We start from the raw sequence: 14,424 nt of genomic DNA on the forward strand, positions 1-14,424 counted from the left end.
CGTGCGCGATACCGAGCAAGTCAATGAAATGCGCGACGGTGACGTTGTTCTTGGGGATGACTGGGTCATCCCCCAGGATCCCGAGTCTGCCGAACTGCGGGCCAGGCGGTCGCGGCGGAACCTTTTTTCCCTGCGCAATTCGCCTTTGGCGCGTCGGATCATCACGTTCAACCTGATCGCGCTGGTCATTCTTGTGGCGGGCCTGCTGTATCTGGATGATTCGCGGAAGGATCGGGTACAGCAGACTGCAGGAAACCTGATCGGTGATGCGCGACTTGTCAGCAACGTGTTTGAGACGCAGTTGCGGCAGCCTGGTATCGGGGCATCAATCGCACTTGACGTGAACGACACTCTGTCCGGCCTCAGCCTGCCGGAAGGCGGTGAAGTATTTGTCTATGACAGCTCCGGCACTCTGATCGGCTGGACCCGCGGGGCAACCGCTGTGCCAGAGTTTCCCGGGCTACTCAGGTCGAATTCCAGCGGGGCGACGGGCGGCACCCTGATCAGCGACACCTTGAACGCGGTCTGGAACGGGCTTTCCTCGATCATCAGCAACGCGCCTGCCAGTGACCCGCCAACCCTTGCCCAACGTGTTCAGGAAATCATTCCGCGCACGCTGGATGGCGACTTGCAGGTACAAGCGGTTCAGGACGAGGCCGGAGAAACCGTCATCGTGGCCGCCGCGCCCATTCGTCTGAACAATGTTCTTGTCGGGGCGGTCGCGATGGCCGGCCCCGCTGGTGAGATTGATGCGCTGGCACGGAAAGAACAGGAACGCATTTTGCAGATGTTCGTCGTGGCCTTACTGGTGTCTATCGGTCTCAGCCTCGTGCTTGCGTCTACCATTGCCAATCCTTTGGCAGATCTGGCCTCGGCTGCAGAGTTGGGCAAGGATCGGGGCGCAGGGGTCAATCCCGGTCGTATCCGCATCCCCGACCTCAGTGCGCGCCCGGACGAAATCGGACGTCTCAGCCAGGCTTTGCGTGGAATGGTGACAGCGCTTTACAACCGGATCGATGCCAACGAACAATTTGCCGCTGACGTCGCGCATGAGATCAAGAACCCGCTGGCCAGTTTGCAGTCGGCCGTGGGCACGCTTCGGATGGTCAAACGCGATGACCAGCGCGAAAAGCTGCTGGGTGTGATCGAACATGATGTACGCAGGTTGGACCGTTTGGTCAGCGACATCTCGAACGCGTCGCGGCTGGACGCTGAATTGGTAAAAGAAGAAGAACAGGCGTTTGATCTGCTCAACCTTCTCAACAATATCGGCCAGTTTCTTGGTGAGGATGCAAAAAAGAAAGGCATCGACTACATCACCGACCTGCCCCCCGGTCCAATCATTGTTAACGGGCTTGAGGCGCGGTTGGCGCAGGTTTTTGTCAATCTGATCACCAACGCCATCTCCTTCTGCGAGGAAAGCGATGCCATTCGTGTCTGGGTACGACGCCGCGACAACCGGGTTCTGATCGTTGTCGAGGACACCGGCCCGGGCATTCCGGAACAGGCGCTGACCAAGATTTTCAAACGCTTTTATTCGGAACGCCCGGAAGAGCACTTTGGCAACAACTCGGGTCTTGGCCTCGCGATCTCCAAGCAAATCGTTGAGGCTCATGGGGGCGTAATCTGGGCCGAAAACATCCGGCCAACGGAAACCGATATCACCTCGGAACCTCTGGGTGCGCGCTTCGTTGTGGGACTTCCCGTCTAAGCCATGGGCGCGGCTCCGCTGTCAGAATATGCGGATTGCGACACAGCCCGTCTTCATGCCAGTTGCGTCGCGGTTCAAGGTCATGGCCTGTTGATCACCGGGCCGTCTGGTGCGGGCAAATCGGGTCTTGCCTTGCAGTTGATGGCGCTGGGCGCGCAGTTTGTGGCGGATGACCAAGTCGCGTTGAGCACTCAAAAGGGGCAACTCATCGCAAACGCGGTCCCCGCGATCAGCGGTTTGATCGAAGCGCGCGGGATCGGTCTGTTGCGCGCTCAATCGGTTGGGGCCGTTCACGTGTCTTACATTGTCGATCTGCAGGACGCGGCAGACAGCCGTTTACCTGAGCCGACCGAAATTCTGCTGCTGAGGCAAACTGTTCCCTTGCTTCGCGCGCGCGGCATCCCCAATTTGGCGGCAGCATTGATGCAACTTGCAAAAATGGGGCGGGTTGACCCGGAATGGCCGAGCACATGACCTCTCAGCGGCAGATTGTCCTGGTAACTGGCCCGTCAGGTGCGGGCCGCTCGACCGCGATCCACGTGCTGGAAGACCTGGGGTTCGAAGCAATCGACAATCTGCCCATGCGGTTGTTGTCCCGTCTGTTGGACGGCGCGGACCTCAAGCGTCCCATGGCATTGGGTATTGATGCCCGAAACCGAGATTTCTCGACGATCGGGTTCATCGAACTGGCTGCCAAGTTGGGACGCATGGAAAACGTGGACCTGACGACGCTTTATCTGGACTGCAGCGAAGATGTGCTGCTGCGGCGCTTTTCCGAAACGCGACGCCGCCACCCGGTTGCCATGGACGCAAGCCCCGAGACGGGGATTCAACAGGAAAAGGAGCTATTGGCTCCGATTCGCGAAATTGCGGATACTCTGATCGACACCAGCCCCTTGAATGTTCATCAACTGCGCGACGAGGTCGAGCGCTGGTTTGCTCCTCGGGACGGGAGGCATCTGGCCGTGTCCATCGAATCGTTTTCCTATAAACGCGGCCTGCCGCGCGGATTGGACATGGTGTTCGATTGCCGGTTTCTGGCCAATCCCTACTGGCGTCCGGAATTGCGCGCCGAAGACGGTCGCAACCCGGATGTTGCATCTTATGTTCAGGCGGATGCGAATTACGGTCCTTTCGTCGACCGGGTTAGTGATTTGCTGACCACGCTCTTGCCAGCTTTCCGGGCCGAGGGTAAAGCCCATCTATCCGTGGCCTTCGGATGCACGGGGGGGCAGCACCGTTCAGTCGCCGTGGCGGAAGCGGTTGCAAAGGCCCTTGCAGAAGGCGGCCAGCAGGTGTCAATTAGGCACCGCGAAATGGAACGACGAGCGTTGAATGTGAGGCCGGGTTGATCGGTATCGTGATCGTAGCACATGGCGGATTGGCGCAGGAGTATCTTGCCGCCACGCAGCATGTGGTCGGCAAACAGCCAGGCCTCGTGGCGATTGCAATCGAACCCGAACATGACCGCGAAGAAAAGCAGGCGGAGATCTGCCGCGCTGCCGATCACGTCGACACAGGCGACGGCGTCGTTGTGGTGACCGATCTGTTTGGCGGCAGCCCATCGAATCTCAGCCTGCGCGCCTGCGCGCCGCAGGATCGGCGAATCCTCTACGGTGCGAATCTGCCCTTGTTGATAAAACTGGCCAAAAGTCGCCACTTGCCGGTGGCCGAAGCGGTGCGTTTGGCCATGGAGGCCGGGCGCAAGTATATCAATGCGCAAAACGTGACATTTGAATAAATCCGGATTGACCTGAATGACCCTCAAAAGCTTGAAAATAATAAATGAAAAAGGCCTGCACGCCCGCGCTTCGGCCAAGCTGGTAGAGGTTGTGGAAGGCTTCGATGCGTCAGCCGAGGTTTCTCGTGATGGGCTTTCTGCATCGGGGGACAGTATCATGGGGCTTTTGATGTTGGCAGCGTCGCGTGGAACCACTATTGACGTCGAGACGTCCGGCCCGGATGCTGAGGCGTTGGCAGAGGCGCTGGAAACGCTGGTGAACGACAAGTTCGGAGAGGGCTTCTAGGGCATAACCCTGCCGCGACACCAAGAACGGGAAGACCAGGAATTGGCGGAAACGACGCACGATACCAAAACAGGACCGGTCGTGGACGGGACCGACGATCAGGGTGAAATCTACGACCGTAGAACTCTGACCTATGCAAATTCCTTTGACGACGCCTGGACATCGACGGCCATTCGCGCCATCGAATGGTGTACCGGCAAGCTGACCATTCTGCGTATGGTCAACAAGTTCGAAAAGAAGAACGAATACTACCGTGGTCAACGGTTCTGGGGCGGTGCTCTTGAGGTCATGGGCATCGATCTGACCACTCCGCAAAGCCAGATCGACCGTATTCCCCAAAAAGGCCCGGTCGTGGTCGTGGCCAACCATCCGCACGGGATGGTCGATGGGATGATCCTGGCTGAACTGATTGGCCGGAAACGGAACGATTATCGCATTCTGACCCGCTCGGTCCTGACCGGTCTGGATGAGGCCGCGACCTCGTTCATGATCCCTGTCCCGTTCCCGCATGACCCCGAGGCGCAGGCGAAAATGCTGGAAATGCGCGGCAAGGCGATGGAGCATCTGAAAAACGGCGGCGTGGTTGCCCTGTTCCCGTCCGGTGTCGTGATGTCTTCGGATGATTGGTTCGGTCCGGCCATTGAACGGGAATGGAATGTCTTTACCGCCAAGATGATCCGCCGTTCCGGTGCGCAGGTTGTCCCGATCTATTTCCCAGGCAGAAACTCGCGCGCCTATCAGATTGCGAACAAGCTTTCCGCAATTTTGCGGCAAGGCCTTTTGCTGCATGAGATCGTCCGCTCTTGCAATAAACCGCAATCACCGGTGATCGGCGACCCGATTTCCGATAAAGACATGCAGATGCTCGAACGTGATCCGCGCGGCTTCATGGCCTGGCTCAGAAAGCACACGCTGGCGCTCGGCCCAAAAAGCTGATCCGCGCCTTCATCTGGCTGGAAATATCCCGGGGGTGAGCCCGGATGAAATCCGGGCGAGGGGGCTGGTCCCCTTTTTCAGCTACCGTGTCGGAACCGGAACTTCACCGCGATAATCATAAAATCCGCGCTGGGTTTTGCGCCCTAGCCACCCCGCTTCGACATATTTGGTCAACAGCGGACAGGGCCGGTACTTGGTGTCTGCCAGCCCGTCATGCAATACGTTCATAATGGCTAGACAGGTGTCCAGCCCGATAAAATCCGCCAATTCCAATGGCCCCATCGGATGATTGGCCCCCAACTTCATGGACTGATCAATCGACTGAACGCTACCGACACCTTCATACAGCGTGTAAACGGCCTCATTGATCATCGGCATCAGAATTCGATTTACGATAAAGGCTGGAAAATCCTCAGCACTGGCGGCGGTTTTTCCAAGACGATCCACAACCGCCTTGCACGCGCCAAATGTTTCTTCGTCCGTTGCAATGCCCCGGATCAGCTCGACAAGCTGCATCACCGGAACAGGGTTCATGAAATGGAACCCCATGAATCTCTCGGGCCGATCTGTTCGGCTGGCCAGACGTGTGATCGAAATCGACGACGTGTTCGAAGTCAGGATCGTATGAGGCAGCAGATGTGGCTGCAGATCCTCAAAGATCGCCTGTTTGACGGTTTCTCGTTCTGTGGCCGCTTCGATCACAAGATCGGTTTGACCCAGCTTCGGCAAGTCCAGCGTCGTCGTGATCCGGGCCAAAGCGGTTTGCATCGCTTCATCGCTGATTTTCCCGCGCGAGGCCTGCCGAGCCAGATTGCCTTCGATTGTCTTGATCGCGTCGTTCAAAGCGTCCTGACTGATATCATTCAGCAACACATCATAATCTGCCAGTGCCAGCACATGGGCAATACCGTTGCCCATCTGGCCTGCGCCAATCACTCCGACCGATTTGATATCCATGTTCAGCTGCCTCTGGTTCGCGGGATTGTTGCGACAGTATCGGCAGATCGGGTCGGGCGGCAAGAGGCGCGGTTCGGTCAAATTCGCTTCAAATGCGCACATTAGGAATTTCTCAAGACCTGCGGCGGCAACATGGCTATCGGGTGAAATATTTGGGTGAGCGTGATGAGCTATCAACCAGTTGTCGTGGATGGTCCTGCCAATCCGATGTGTCGATACGGCACGTCAAAACTTCAGTTCCGAGGCCCGGCGCGCAAATTGGACAGCGCGTATGTGGCCTGTCTGGGCGGCGAGGAGACATTCGGTCGATTCGTCGATCAGCCATTCCCATCCGTTCTTGAACGCAAACTGGACCGGAGATGCATCAACTTCGGTAGCCTGTTTTGCGGGGTTGAGGCACTGGCCAAGGATGATGGGGTGCTGGAGTTGGTCAACAGCGCCGAACTGGTGGTCCTGCAACTGCCCGGGGTTTTAGGGCAATCCAATCGGTTCTATCGGGTGCATCCCCGCCGAAACGACCGGATTATCGAAGCCACGCAAGACCTCAGAACGCTTTTTCCTGAGATCGAATTTACCGATGTTCACTTCGTGCGGCACCTCATGAGCCGTCTCAAACGGTTCCCGGATGCGCGCTTTGAAGTTGTTGCGGAAGAGTTGCGCCAAAGCTGGGCCAAAAACCTGATCGGGTTTCTGGGGCAAATCGCCCCTCCGGTCTTACTACTATGGCTCGAGATCGAAACCTGTTCGGGTGGCATCTGCTGTCATGATCCGGTTCGGGTGAACGCTGAAATGGTGAAAGCCCTGGACCTGACAGGCACGAAATCAGTTGTTTTGCGGGTGCGACGATCCGGCGACTCGGATGAGTTGGAGGACATGCTGTTTGGGACATTGCAGCAACCCATGGCCGAGCACATGATCGGGCCAGCTACCCACCGTCGTATTGCCGAGGCATTGACCCGGGCTGTGCTGCATCCGTAATAAAAAGGCCCGCCAATGGCGGGCCTTGCAAGATTTTTCGACGAAAAATCTCGGCCTTGGATCAGCCGAGTTTCTCGGTCAGTTCCGGCACTGCCTGGAACAGGTCGGCAACCAGTCCGAAATCGGCAACCTGAAAGATCGGGGCTTCTTCGTCCTTGTTGATCGCAACGATGACCTTCGAGTCCTTCATACCGGCCAAGTGCTGGATCGCGCCCGAGATGCCGACAGCGACATAAAGGTCAGGGGCAACAACCTTACCGGTCTGACCCACTTGCCAATCGTTCGGCGCATAGCCCGAGTCCACAGCCGCGCGCGAGGCACCGACGGCGGCACCCAACTTGTCTGCCAGCGTTTCGATCAGTTTGAAGTCCTCTTCCGAGCCGACACCACGGCCACCCGAAACAACAACGCCAGCCGAGGTCAGTTCCGGACGATCGCTTTCGGCCACTTTGTCCTCGACCCATTCAGACAGGCCTTCGGAACCCGGAACCGAGACAGTTTCAACCGAGGCCGACCCACCTTCGCCTGCCGCGTCAAAGCTGGCGGTACGAATGGTGACGACTTTCTTGGCGTCGTTCGATTTCACGGTCTGGATCGCGTTACCCGCATAGATCGGGCGCTCGAAGGTCGAGCCGTCAACCACGCCTGACGCATCCGAGATCACCATCACGTCCAGCAGCGCGGCTACACGCGGCATCACGTTCTTGGCGTCGGTGGTCGCAGGGGCAACGATATGCTCGTACCCGTCGGCCAGGGACACGATCAGCGCAGCCGTCGATTCTGCCAGACGATGACCCAGCGACGCATCTTCAGCCACCAGAACCTTGGACACACCGTCGATCTTGGCGGCGGCCTCACCGGCAGCGGCGGCCGAACCGCCTGCGGCCAGAACGGTCACATCGCCCAGAACTTTTGCAGCGTTGACAGCCTTGGCGGTGGCGTCCAGCGACAGCTCACCATTGTTGACTTCAGCCAGAAGAAGAACAGCCATTACACAGCCCCCGCTTCTTTGAGTTTCCCGACCAGCTCGTCGACCGAGCCCACGATGATCCCGGCAGCACGCGCCGGCGGCTCGTCGGTTTTGACGATCTCCAGACGCGGAGTGACGTCGACGCCGTAATCGGCGGCGGTTTTCTCGTCCAGCGGCTTTTTCTTCGCTTTCATGATGTTGGGCAGCGACGCATAGCGCGGCTCGTTCAGGCGCAAATCAACCGTCACGATGGTCGGCATCTTGACGCTGATGGTCTGCAGACCGCCGTCAACCTCGCGAGTGATCTTTGCGCTGTCGCCTTCGATGTCCAGTTCGGACGCGAAGGTGCCCTGCGACCAGCCCAGCAGGGCCGACAGCATCTGGCCGGTGGCGTTCATGTCGTTGTCGATCGCCTGCTTGCCCGCCAGAACGATGCCCGGCTGCTCTTCCTCGACCACTTTGGCCAGGATTTTCGCAACGGCCAGCGGCTCGATATCGGTATGGACGTCATCAGCTGCGACAACCAGAATGGCGCGGTCGGCGCCCATGGCCAGCGCGGTGCGCAGGGTTTCCTGCGCCTGCTTGACGCCGATCGAAACAGCAACCACTTCGTCAGCCTTGCCCGCTTCTTTCAGACGGATCGCCTCTTCCACGGCAATCTCGTCGAACGGGTTCATCGACATTTTTACATTGGCGAGATCAACACCGCTGCCGTCCGCTTTGACGCGAACCTTCACGTTGTAGTCGATCACGCGCTTGACAGGCACAAGTACCTTCATTTTTGCGTATGCTCCTTACAAAAACGGCAAGCCGCGCCGCGACTCCACCAATGCTCTCGCTGGTTTAGATAGCGGGTCGTGATGCCCTGCAACAGAGCAAAATCGTCACGTCATGGTTTCGGGACGTCGCGTTTTGTCATTTTTTCGACAGGAAACGAAATTTTATTTCCGCCGGGCGCGCAGATCAGCGGTTCGCGCCGACCTTTGGTCCGGGGCTCCGCCCTTCCGGTCGCCGCAACGTCCACCGGACGTTGCGCCGCTTTCAGCGGTTCGCGCCCGGAATCCACAGAACATCGTCACGCCCGTCATTGTTGGCGCAGCGCGCAGCGACAAAGAACCAGTCGCTGAGACGGTTGAGGTATTTCACCGCCACCTCGTTCACCGGTTCCATGTTGGTCAGTTCCACCGCCAGACGCTCGGCCCGGCGCGAGACCGTGCGGCACACATGCAGATGCGCTGCCAGACGCGAGCCGCCGGGCAGGATGAAACTGCGCAGCGGTTCCAGCGTTTCGTTCATCGTGTCGATCTCAGCCTCAAGCCGGTCGATCTGGGCAGGAACGATGCGCAGCGGGGTGTATTCGGCCTCGGCATCCTTATCCATGTCGGGGCGGCAGAAATCGGCCCCCAGATCGAACAGATCGTTCTGGATGCGGGACAGGGCGGCTTCGACCTCGCCTTCGGCCTCGGTGCGGGCGACGCCGACAAAGGAATTCAGCTCGTCCACCGTGCCATAGGCGGCCACGCGGCCCGAATACTTGGCGACCCGTTCACCATTGCCGAGCGCGGTTTTGCCATCATCTCCGGTGCGCGTGTAGATCTTGTTGAGAACGACCATTCTATTGAACTCCTTGTCCGCGCAGATAGACGTAGAGCACGATCAGCACCACGGCAATGAACTGAAACAGGATGCGCAGCCGCATCATCTTGTTGCTTTTCATCGCGGCGTCCTTGCCGGGTTTTCCGAAATTCGAGATGCCAATGACCAGCACAGCAACCACCGCCGCCATGGCCAGAAGCAATATGACCATCAACAGGTCCATGCGATCACCGTCCGTGTTTTGTCTCGTTGCGCCTGATGTAGCCTCAAAGCGCGCAAAAGCGAACGGGTAATTTCGCCTCAGATGTCCGACAGAATACGGTCAATCATGCGTGTCGGCAGGATACGGCGCAGATATCCGGCGATATAGGTGGGCGTGGTCACATAGTACCGGGCGCGGGGACGGGCGGCTTCGACCGCATGGGCCAGCTTGGCAGTCACGGCCGAAGCGGGCAACTCGAACCTGTCTGGCCCCGAGGATTCGTAGAGACGTTTTATCACCGTATCCTCGTATCGCTGGCGCAGGACCGAGTTTTCCCAGTCGATAAAACGCTCGAAGACCGGAATTGCGTTTTCGCGGATTTTCGACGTGACCGGACCGGGTTCGATCAAAATGACCTTGATATCGGTGTCGCGCAACTCCAGCCGCAGCGTGTCCGACAGGCCCTCGATTGCGTATTTGGTGGCGACATACGCCCCGCGCCACGGATAGGCGACCAGGCCCAGAACCGAGGAATTCTGAACAATCCGCCCATGCCCTTGGGCGCGCATGACGGGAATCACCTGTCTGGTCAGTTCGTGCCAGCCAAAGACATTGGTTTCAAAAATCTGGCGCAGGCCATCCGTGGGAACATCTTCGACCGCGCCCGGCAGGCCATGGGCGCCGTTGTTGAAAAGGGCGTCCAATGTGCCACCGGTTGCCTCAAGGACTTCGGCCAGGCCCGATGTTATACTGTCGGCATCGGTGTAATCAATGCGCGGGCTGTCGAAACCCTGCGCCCGCAACCGGTCGCAGTCGCGTTGCTGTCGGCAGGACGCAAATACGCGCCATCCGCGCGCGCGCATTCCGTGTGCGGCGTCCAGCCCTATGCCGGACGAGCAGCCGGTGATCAATATGGTTTTCTGCATGGGTGTCCCGGGTGTGAGTCTGTGCCAAAGCTATGGCGCACATTCGGTCAGGACAATGACGGCACAAGGTCAGTTTGATGTTTTCCGAACAAGCGATGCAGAAATCCAACCAACTTGCCGCGCGGGTAACACGCGCAGGCGCAGCCAACCTGTGCCGGACTCGCTCAGCACCTCGACCTTTTGGCCGATGGTCGCTTTGCCGATGATTGGATAGATCGTTCCCGGGCCGTCGCGCATATTGACGCGGGTGCCCGATATCTCGCGAATGTCCTTTGGCAGTTCCTGCACGACCGGTATTTCGGCGGCATCGCTCTGGACCTCTTGTGGGGCCTGCCTGATTCCGGCCAACCCATCCTCCAGCGATGCCAGAGTGATATTGGCCCCTGGCGCTGCGAAAGTGGGGCGACCGGTCAAGAGGCCGGGTTCGCTTTCCTCAAAGACAACGATCTGGGGTGGAGGGGCTGCCGGTTCCACAGGTTTTGCCGGGGTGCGGGCGGCGACATTGGTCACAAGCGCTTCTGCTTTTGCAGGCCGCACAGGTGCAGGCTCGGGCGCAGCCGCTGTGCGTTCCGGTTGATCGCTGCGCAGGCCGCGCGGCTCGAAATCCGGTCCTCCGCTCATGATGTAAAAACACCAGCCCAGTGCGGCAAAGGTAACAAGTATCAGGCGCGTCATGGCGCATCCCCCAAGGTCAATCGTAACAATAAAATCTGGCAGCAGTTCAATTGATGAAAGGCTAGCATATTTTTGGTCCCGAGTCGAAAAACCGGGGAAATCCGGGACTTGTCTCCCCCTGTTGCAAAAAGCGCGACTTGTCCCCAGCAAAATGCGTGTTGCTTGCTTTACCAAGCCGCGCTTGCGTCGTATCACATCATGTATGAACGACACGATCGACGACCCCAACATGGAGGCCCCTGACAACGGGGGCGAGGTAGCCGAACCGCTGCGCCGGGCGATTGGAGACCGCTATCTGACCTATGCGCTGTCCACCATCATGCACCGCGCTTTGCCCGATGCGCGCGATGGTCTGAAGCCGGTTCACAGGCGAATCCTCTATGCGATGCGCGAGTTGCGACTCAGTGCGACGGGGGGATTCCGTAAGTCGGCGAAAATCTCCGGCGACGTGATGGGTAACTATCACCCGCATGGCGATGCCGCGATCTACGACGCGATGGCGCGTCTGGCGCAGGATTTCAACGTGCGCTACCCGCTGGTCGACGGGCAGGGGAATTTCGGCAATATCGACGGCGACAACCCGGCGGCCTCACGCTATACTGAAGCGCGGATGACCATCGTCGCTGAGGCACTGCTTGAGGGTCTGAACGAAGACGCCGTCGATTTCCGTGACAACTATGATGGCACGCTGACCGAGCCGGTCGTGCTGCCCGCGCAGTTTCCGAACCTTTTGGCCAATGGCGCCAGTGGTATCGCTGTGGGGATGGCGACGAATATTCCGCCGCACAATATCTCTGAACTCTGCGATGCCTGCCTGCATCTGATTAAAACGCCGGACGCGCGTGACGACACGCTGTTGAATTACGTACCGGGCCCTGACTTCCCGACTGGCGGTGTGATCGTTGAGCCGCCCGAGAATATCGCGCAGGCGTATCGCACCGGGCGCGGGTCCTTCCGGCTACGCTGCAAGTTCGAGGTTGAGGATCTGGGCCGTGGTCAATGGCAGATCGTGGTCACCCAAATCCCCTATCAGGTTCAGAAATCCAAGCTGATCGAAAAGATCGCCGAGCTGATTCAGACCAAGAAAATCCCGATCCTCGCCGATGTGCGAGACGAATCCGCCGATGACATCCGTTTGATCCTTGAGCCGCGTTCCAAGAACGTGGACCCCGAGGTGCTGATGGGCATACTCTATCGCAATTCGGACCTTGAGGTGCGGTTCAGCCTGAACATGAACGTGCTGATCGACGGCGTAACACCTAAGGTCTGCTCGATGAAGGAAGTGCTGCGCGCCTTCCTCGATCACCGGCAAGAAGTGCTGCTGCGCCGCTCGCGCCACCGCATGGCGAAGATCGACCATCGGCTTGAGGTGTTGGAGGGCTTTATCGTCGCCTTCCTCAACCTCGATCGTGTGATCGAGATCATCCGCTATGACGATGATCCCAAGGCCGCGCTGATGCGCGAGGATTGGGGCATCGATCACGTCCGCGCGACCAGCGAGGCCGACTACGTCTCGCCCAAGCCGGGTGAGGGCGAACTGTCCGAGGTTCAGGTCGATGCTATCCTCAACATGCGCCTGCGCAGTTTGCGCCGTCTGGAAGAGATGGAGCTGGTACGCGAGCGCGACGCGTTGATGGAGGAGCGCGCCAACCTCGAAGACCTGCTGGCCGATCCTGCCTTGCAGTGGGCGAAAATCGCCGAGCAGTTGAAAGAGACCAAAAAGACCTTCGGCAAAGACTACGAAGGCGGCGCGCGCCGGACACGGTTCGCCGAAGCGGGGCAGGTCGAAGAAGTGCCGCTTGAGGCGATGATCGACAAGGAACCGATCACGGTCGTCTGCTCTCAGATGGGCTGGATTCGCGCCATGACCGGTCATATCGACCTCAAGCGTGAGCTGAAGTTCAAGGACGGCGACGGGCCACGGTTCATTTTCCATGCGGAAACAACGGATCGTCTGTTGGTCTTCGCCTCGAACGGTCGATTTTATACGGTCAGCGCCGCCAACCTGCCCGGTGGGCGTGGTATGGGCGAACCGCTGCGTCTGATGGTCGATCTGCCGAACGAGGCGCAGATCATCGACATCCTGATCCATAAACCGGGCCGCAAACTGCTGGTGGCCTCGGATGCGGGCAATGGCTTTATGGTGCCCGAGGATGACGTTCTGGCCCAGACCAGAAACGGCAAACAGGTGCTGAACGTCAAAGGCGATGAGACGGCGATGATCTGTAAGCCGGTTGAAGGCGATCACGTGGCCGTTGTCTCGCAGAACGGCAAGTTCCTGGTCTTCCCGACCGAAGAGCTACCCGAGATGACCCGCGGTAAAGGCGTCCGCCTACAGAAATACAACATGGCTAGGGGCCGTCAGGGCACGTTGGAACTGGATGGCGGGTTGTCGGACGTAACCACCTTCAACTGGGAAGAGGGCCTGAAATGGTCGATGGGCGGCGACAAAACCCGGCATGAGGCCGATATGTCCCAGTGGCTGGCCAAGCGCGCAGGCGTGGGCAAGAAAGCCCCCTATGGCTTCCCGCGGGATTATAAGTTCTCGTGATCCAAGGGCGTGTTTGGTGAAATTCCGCCGATACGGCTTGGCACAACCCGTATCGGTGCGCTACATCGAAAGAAAACAGGCCTATCGAGACGAGAGACATGCTGCGCATTCTGACCCTGATCACCGGACTGGCCCTGATGGGCGCGTGTACGCAGACGCAGGTTTACGAGGAGCCTGAATCGCTGGGTGAATTCAAGCTGCGGGTCAATTATGCCTTTGCGGACAAGGCGGTACAGGGCCCGGTCTCGCGAGATGCAACGCCGGACGAGTGGACGGCGGCAATCCAGAATGCGGTGGATATTCGTTTGGGCCGCTATGAGGGCGCACAGGACTATGACATCGGCATCAGCCTCGAAGGCTATATGCTGGCCCCCCCGGGCATCCCGGTGATCTACAATCCCAGAAGTACGGCGATTGTCCTGGTGAACGTCTATGACGTGAAAAAGAAGGAATTTCTGGCCAAGGGCAAACAGTTCCAGGTGTTGGAAGACACGACCGGCGGAAGTGCCTTTAAAGGCTCCGGGCATGAGCGCACCAAGGAAGAGCAGATGAGCGGGCTTGCCCTCAAGGTTGCGGACCGGGTCGAAGAATGGCTGGCCGAAGAACATCTGGACAACGGCTGGTTCGACAAGCGCCCCGACCTGATCCAGCCGCTCAACCCGGTTGAGGTCACGCAAAATCCGGCATGAGGGCGCTTTTCCCTCAGGATGTGCTTGATTTTCCCCCCTGAACCAAATATCTCGCGCGCGCAGATGTAACCACGGGACCAAGGGTCCCCCAAATTGCAAAAAGGGCGCCTGAGGAATGGCAAAGGAAAAGTTTGAGCGTAATAAGCCGCACGTCAACATCGGTACGATTGGCCACGTTGACCACGGCAAGACCACGCTGACCGCAG

At 58.7% G+C, this 14,424-nt stretch carries 17 protein-coding genes; 10 read left to right on the forward strand and 7 right to left on the reverse strand.

Translation table 11 applies throughout. From position 1 onward, the window contains the following. The first annotated feature begins 1 nt into the window (after position 1). From ACR0K4_RS10565 to ACR0K4_RS10590, 6 genes are read left to right on the forward strand one after another with little or no spacing between them, the layout of a single operon-like run. Positions 2–1,711, forward strand: coding sequence for an ATP-binding protein (locus tag ACR0K4_RS10565; RefSeq protein ID WP_480853917.1), 1,710 nt, complete (start codon positions 2–4; stop codon positions 1,709–1,711). A 3-nt stretch (positions 1,712–1,714) separates the two neighbouring features. Continuing rightward, positions 1,715–2,185 carry an HPr kinase/phosphorylase gene (locus tag ACR0K4_RS10570; RefSeq protein WP_480518592.1) on the forward strand — a complete coding sequence of 157 codons (471 nt, stop codon included), beginning with the start codon at positions 1,715–1,717 and terminating at the stop codon, positions 2,183–2,185. Further along, a complete protein-coding gene (gene rapZ, locus ACR0K4_RS10575) occupies positions 2,170–3,063 on the forward strand; it encodes an RNase adapter RapZ (protein WP_480518595.1) in 894 nt (297 codons plus the stop codon). Before ACR0K4_RS10570 ends, rapZ begins: the two co-directional genes overlap by 16 nt. Further along, a complete protein-coding gene (locus ACR0K4_RS10580) occupies positions 3,060–3,452 on the forward strand; it encodes a PTS sugar transporter subunit IIA (RefSeq protein ID WP_480518596.1) in 393 nt (130 codons plus the stop codon). The genes rapZ and ACR0K4_RS10580 overlap by 4 nt, the downstream gene beginning before the upstream one ends. Before the next feature lie 16 nt (positions 3,453–3,468). Further along, positions 3,469–3,738, forward strand: coding sequence for an HPr family phosphocarrier protein (locus ACR0K4_RS10585; RefSeq protein WP_480518599.1), 270 nt, complete (start codon positions 3,469–3,471; stop codon positions 3,736–3,738). Between the two features lie 42 nt (positions 3,739–3,780). Continuing rightward, positions 3,781–4,674, forward strand: coding sequence for a lysophospholipid acyltransferase family protein (locus tag ACR0K4_RS10590; protein ID WP_480518601.1), 894 nt, complete (start codon positions 3,781–3,783; stop codon positions 4,672–4,674). A gap of 81 nt (positions 4,675–4,755) precedes the next feature. On the opposite strand, the gene ACR0K4_RS10595 is transcribed toward ACR0K4_RS10590, so the two are convergent. Next, the gene (locus ACR0K4_RS10595) at positions 4,756–5,631 is read right to left on the reverse strand and encodes a 3-hydroxybutyryl-CoA dehydrogenase (RefSeq protein ID WP_480518603.1); all 876 of its coding nucleotides are present in this window, start codon (positions 5,629–5,631) and stop codon (positions 4,756–4,758) included. Between the two features lie 165 nt (positions 5,632–5,796). Here ACR0K4_RS10595 and ACR0K4_RS10600 point away from each other — a divergent pair, with 165 nt between their 5' ends. Further along, positions 5,797–6,609, forward strand: a complete 813-nt coding sequence (locus tag ACR0K4_RS10600) for a DUF6473 family protein (protein WP_480853918.1) — start codon at positions 5,797–5,799, stop codon at positions 6,607–6,609. Positions 6,610–6,670: 61 nt separating this feature from the next. On the opposite strand, the gene ACR0K4_RS10605 is transcribed toward ACR0K4_RS10600, so the two are convergent. The 6 genes from ACR0K4_RS10605 to ACR0K4_RS10630 form a co-directional block, all read right to left on the reverse strand. Then, the gene (locus ACR0K4_RS10605) at positions 6,671–7,600 is read right to left on the reverse strand and encodes an electron transfer flavoprotein subunit alpha/FixB family protein (RefSeq protein ID WP_480518607.1); all 930 of its coding nucleotides are present in this window, start codon (positions 7,598–7,600) and stop codon (positions 6,671–6,673) included. Beyond that, complete coding sequence (locus tag ACR0K4_RS10610; RefSeq protein ID WP_480518609.1) at positions 7,600–8,358, reverse strand: electron transfer flavoprotein subunit beta/FixA family protein; 759 nt, start codon at positions 8,356–8,358, stop codon at positions 7,600–7,602. Before ACR0K4_RS10610 ends, ACR0K4_RS10605 begins: the two co-directional genes overlap by 1 nt. A gap of 262 nt (positions 8,359–8,620) precedes the next feature. After that, positions 8,621–9,193, reverse strand: a complete 573-nt coding sequence (locus ACR0K4_RS10615) for a cob(I)yrinic acid a,c-diamide adenosyltransferase (protein ID WP_480853919.1) — start codon at positions 9,191–9,193, stop codon at positions 8,621–8,623. A gap of 1 nt (position 9,194) precedes the next feature. Then, positions 9,195–9,398, reverse strand: a complete 204-nt coding sequence (locus ACR0K4_RS10620; protein WP_480518613.1) for a twin transmembrane helix small protein — start codon at positions 9,396–9,398, stop codon at positions 9,195–9,197. 77 nt (positions 9,399–9,475) lie between these two features. Then, the gene (locus ACR0K4_RS10625; protein WP_480853920.1) at positions 9,476–10,303 is read right to left on the reverse strand and encodes an SDR family NAD(P)-dependent oxidoreductase; all 828 of its coding nucleotides are present in this window, start codon (positions 10,301–10,303) and stop codon (positions 9,476–9,478) included. Between the two features lie 69 nt (positions 10,304–10,372). Next, positions 10,373–10,978: an SH3 domain-containing protein gene (locus tag ACR0K4_RS10630; protein ID WP_480853921.1), complete on the reverse strand. Its 606-nt coding sequence runs from the start codon at positions 10,976–10,978 to the stop codon at positions 10,373–10,375. Positions 10,979–11,180: 202 nt separating this feature from the next. On the opposite strand from ACR0K4_RS10630, the gene ACR0K4_RS10635 reads away from it, so the two are divergent. The 3 genes from ACR0K4_RS10635 to ACR0K4_RS10645 form a co-directional block, all read left to right on the forward strand. Beyond that, positions 11,181–13,529: a DNA topoisomerase IV subunit A gene (locus ACR0K4_RS10635; protein ID WP_480853922.1), complete on the forward strand. Its 2,349-nt coding sequence runs from the start codon at positions 11,181–11,183 to the stop codon at positions 13,527–13,529. Positions 13,530–13,627: 98 nt separating this feature from the next. Beyond that, positions 13,628–14,218 carry a hypothetical protein gene (locus ACR0K4_RS10640; RefSeq protein WP_480853923.1) on the forward strand — a complete coding sequence of 197 codons (591 nt, stop codon included), beginning with the start codon at positions 13,628–13,630 and terminating at the stop codon, positions 14,216–14,218. 115 nt (positions 14,219–14,333) lie between these two features. After that, on the forward strand, positions 14,334–14,424 hold a 91-nt coding region (locus tag ACR0K4_RS10645), incomplete at its 3' end, for a GTP-binding protein (protein WP_036223564.1).

It is taken from the genome of Ruegeria sp. K11 (genome assembly GCF_056531905.1).

Excerpts from the sequence above, each read along its gene's own strand:
- ACR0K4_RS10570 (WP_480518592.1), top strand. The coding sequence starts at position 1,715 with ATGGGCGCGGCTCCGCTGTCAGAATATGCGGATTGCGACACAGCCCGT.
- rapZ (WP_480518595.1), top strand. The coding sequence starts at position 2,170 with ATGGCCGAGCACATGACCTCTCAGCGGCAGATTGTCCTGGTAACTGGC.
- ACR0K4_RS10585 (WP_480518599.1), top strand. The coding sequence starts at position 3,469 with ATGACCCTCAAAAGCTTGAAAATAATAAATGAAAAAGGCCTGCACGCC.
- ACR0K4_RS10595 (WP_480518603.1), bottom strand. The coding sequence starts at position 5,631 with ATGGATATCAAATCGGTCGGAGTGATTGGCGCAGGCCAGATGGGCAAC.
- ACR0K4_RS10600 (WP_480853918.1), top strand. The coding sequence starts at position 5,797 with ATGAGCTATCAACCAGTTGTCGTGGATGGTCCTGCCAATCCGATGTGT.
- ACR0K4_RS10605 (WP_480518607.1), bottom strand. The coding sequence starts at position 7,600 with ATGGCTGTTCTTCTTCTGGCTGAAGTCAACAATGGTGAGCTGTCGCTG.
- ACR0K4_RS10610 (WP_480518609.1), bottom strand. The coding sequence starts at position 8,358 with ATGAAGGTACTTGTGCCTGTCAAGCGCGTGATCGACTACAACGTGAAG.
- ACR0K4_RS10615 (WP_480853919.1), bottom strand. The coding sequence starts at position 9,193 with ATGGTCGTTCTCAACAAGATCTACACGCGCACCGGAGATGATGGCAAA.
- ACR0K4_RS10620 (WP_480518613.1), bottom strand. The coding sequence starts at position 9,398 with ATGGACCTGTTGATGGTCATATTGCTTCTGGCCATGGCGGCGGTGGTT.
- ACR0K4_RS10625 (WP_480853920.1), bottom strand. The coding sequence starts at position 10,303 with ATGCAGAAAACCATATTGATCACCGGCTGCTCGTCCGGCATAGGGCTG.
- ACR0K4_RS10630 (WP_480853921.1), bottom strand. The coding sequence starts at position 10,978 with ATGACGCGCCTGATACTTGTTACCTTTGCCGCACTGGGCTGGTGTTTT.
- ACR0K4_RS10635 (WP_480853922.1), top strand. The coding sequence starts at position 11,181 with ATGAACGACACGATCGACGACCCCAACATGGAGGCCCCTGACAACGGG.
- ACR0K4_RS10640 (WP_480853923.1), top strand. The coding sequence starts at position 13,628 with ATGCTGCGCATTCTGACCCTGATCACCGGACTGGCCCTGATGGGCGCG.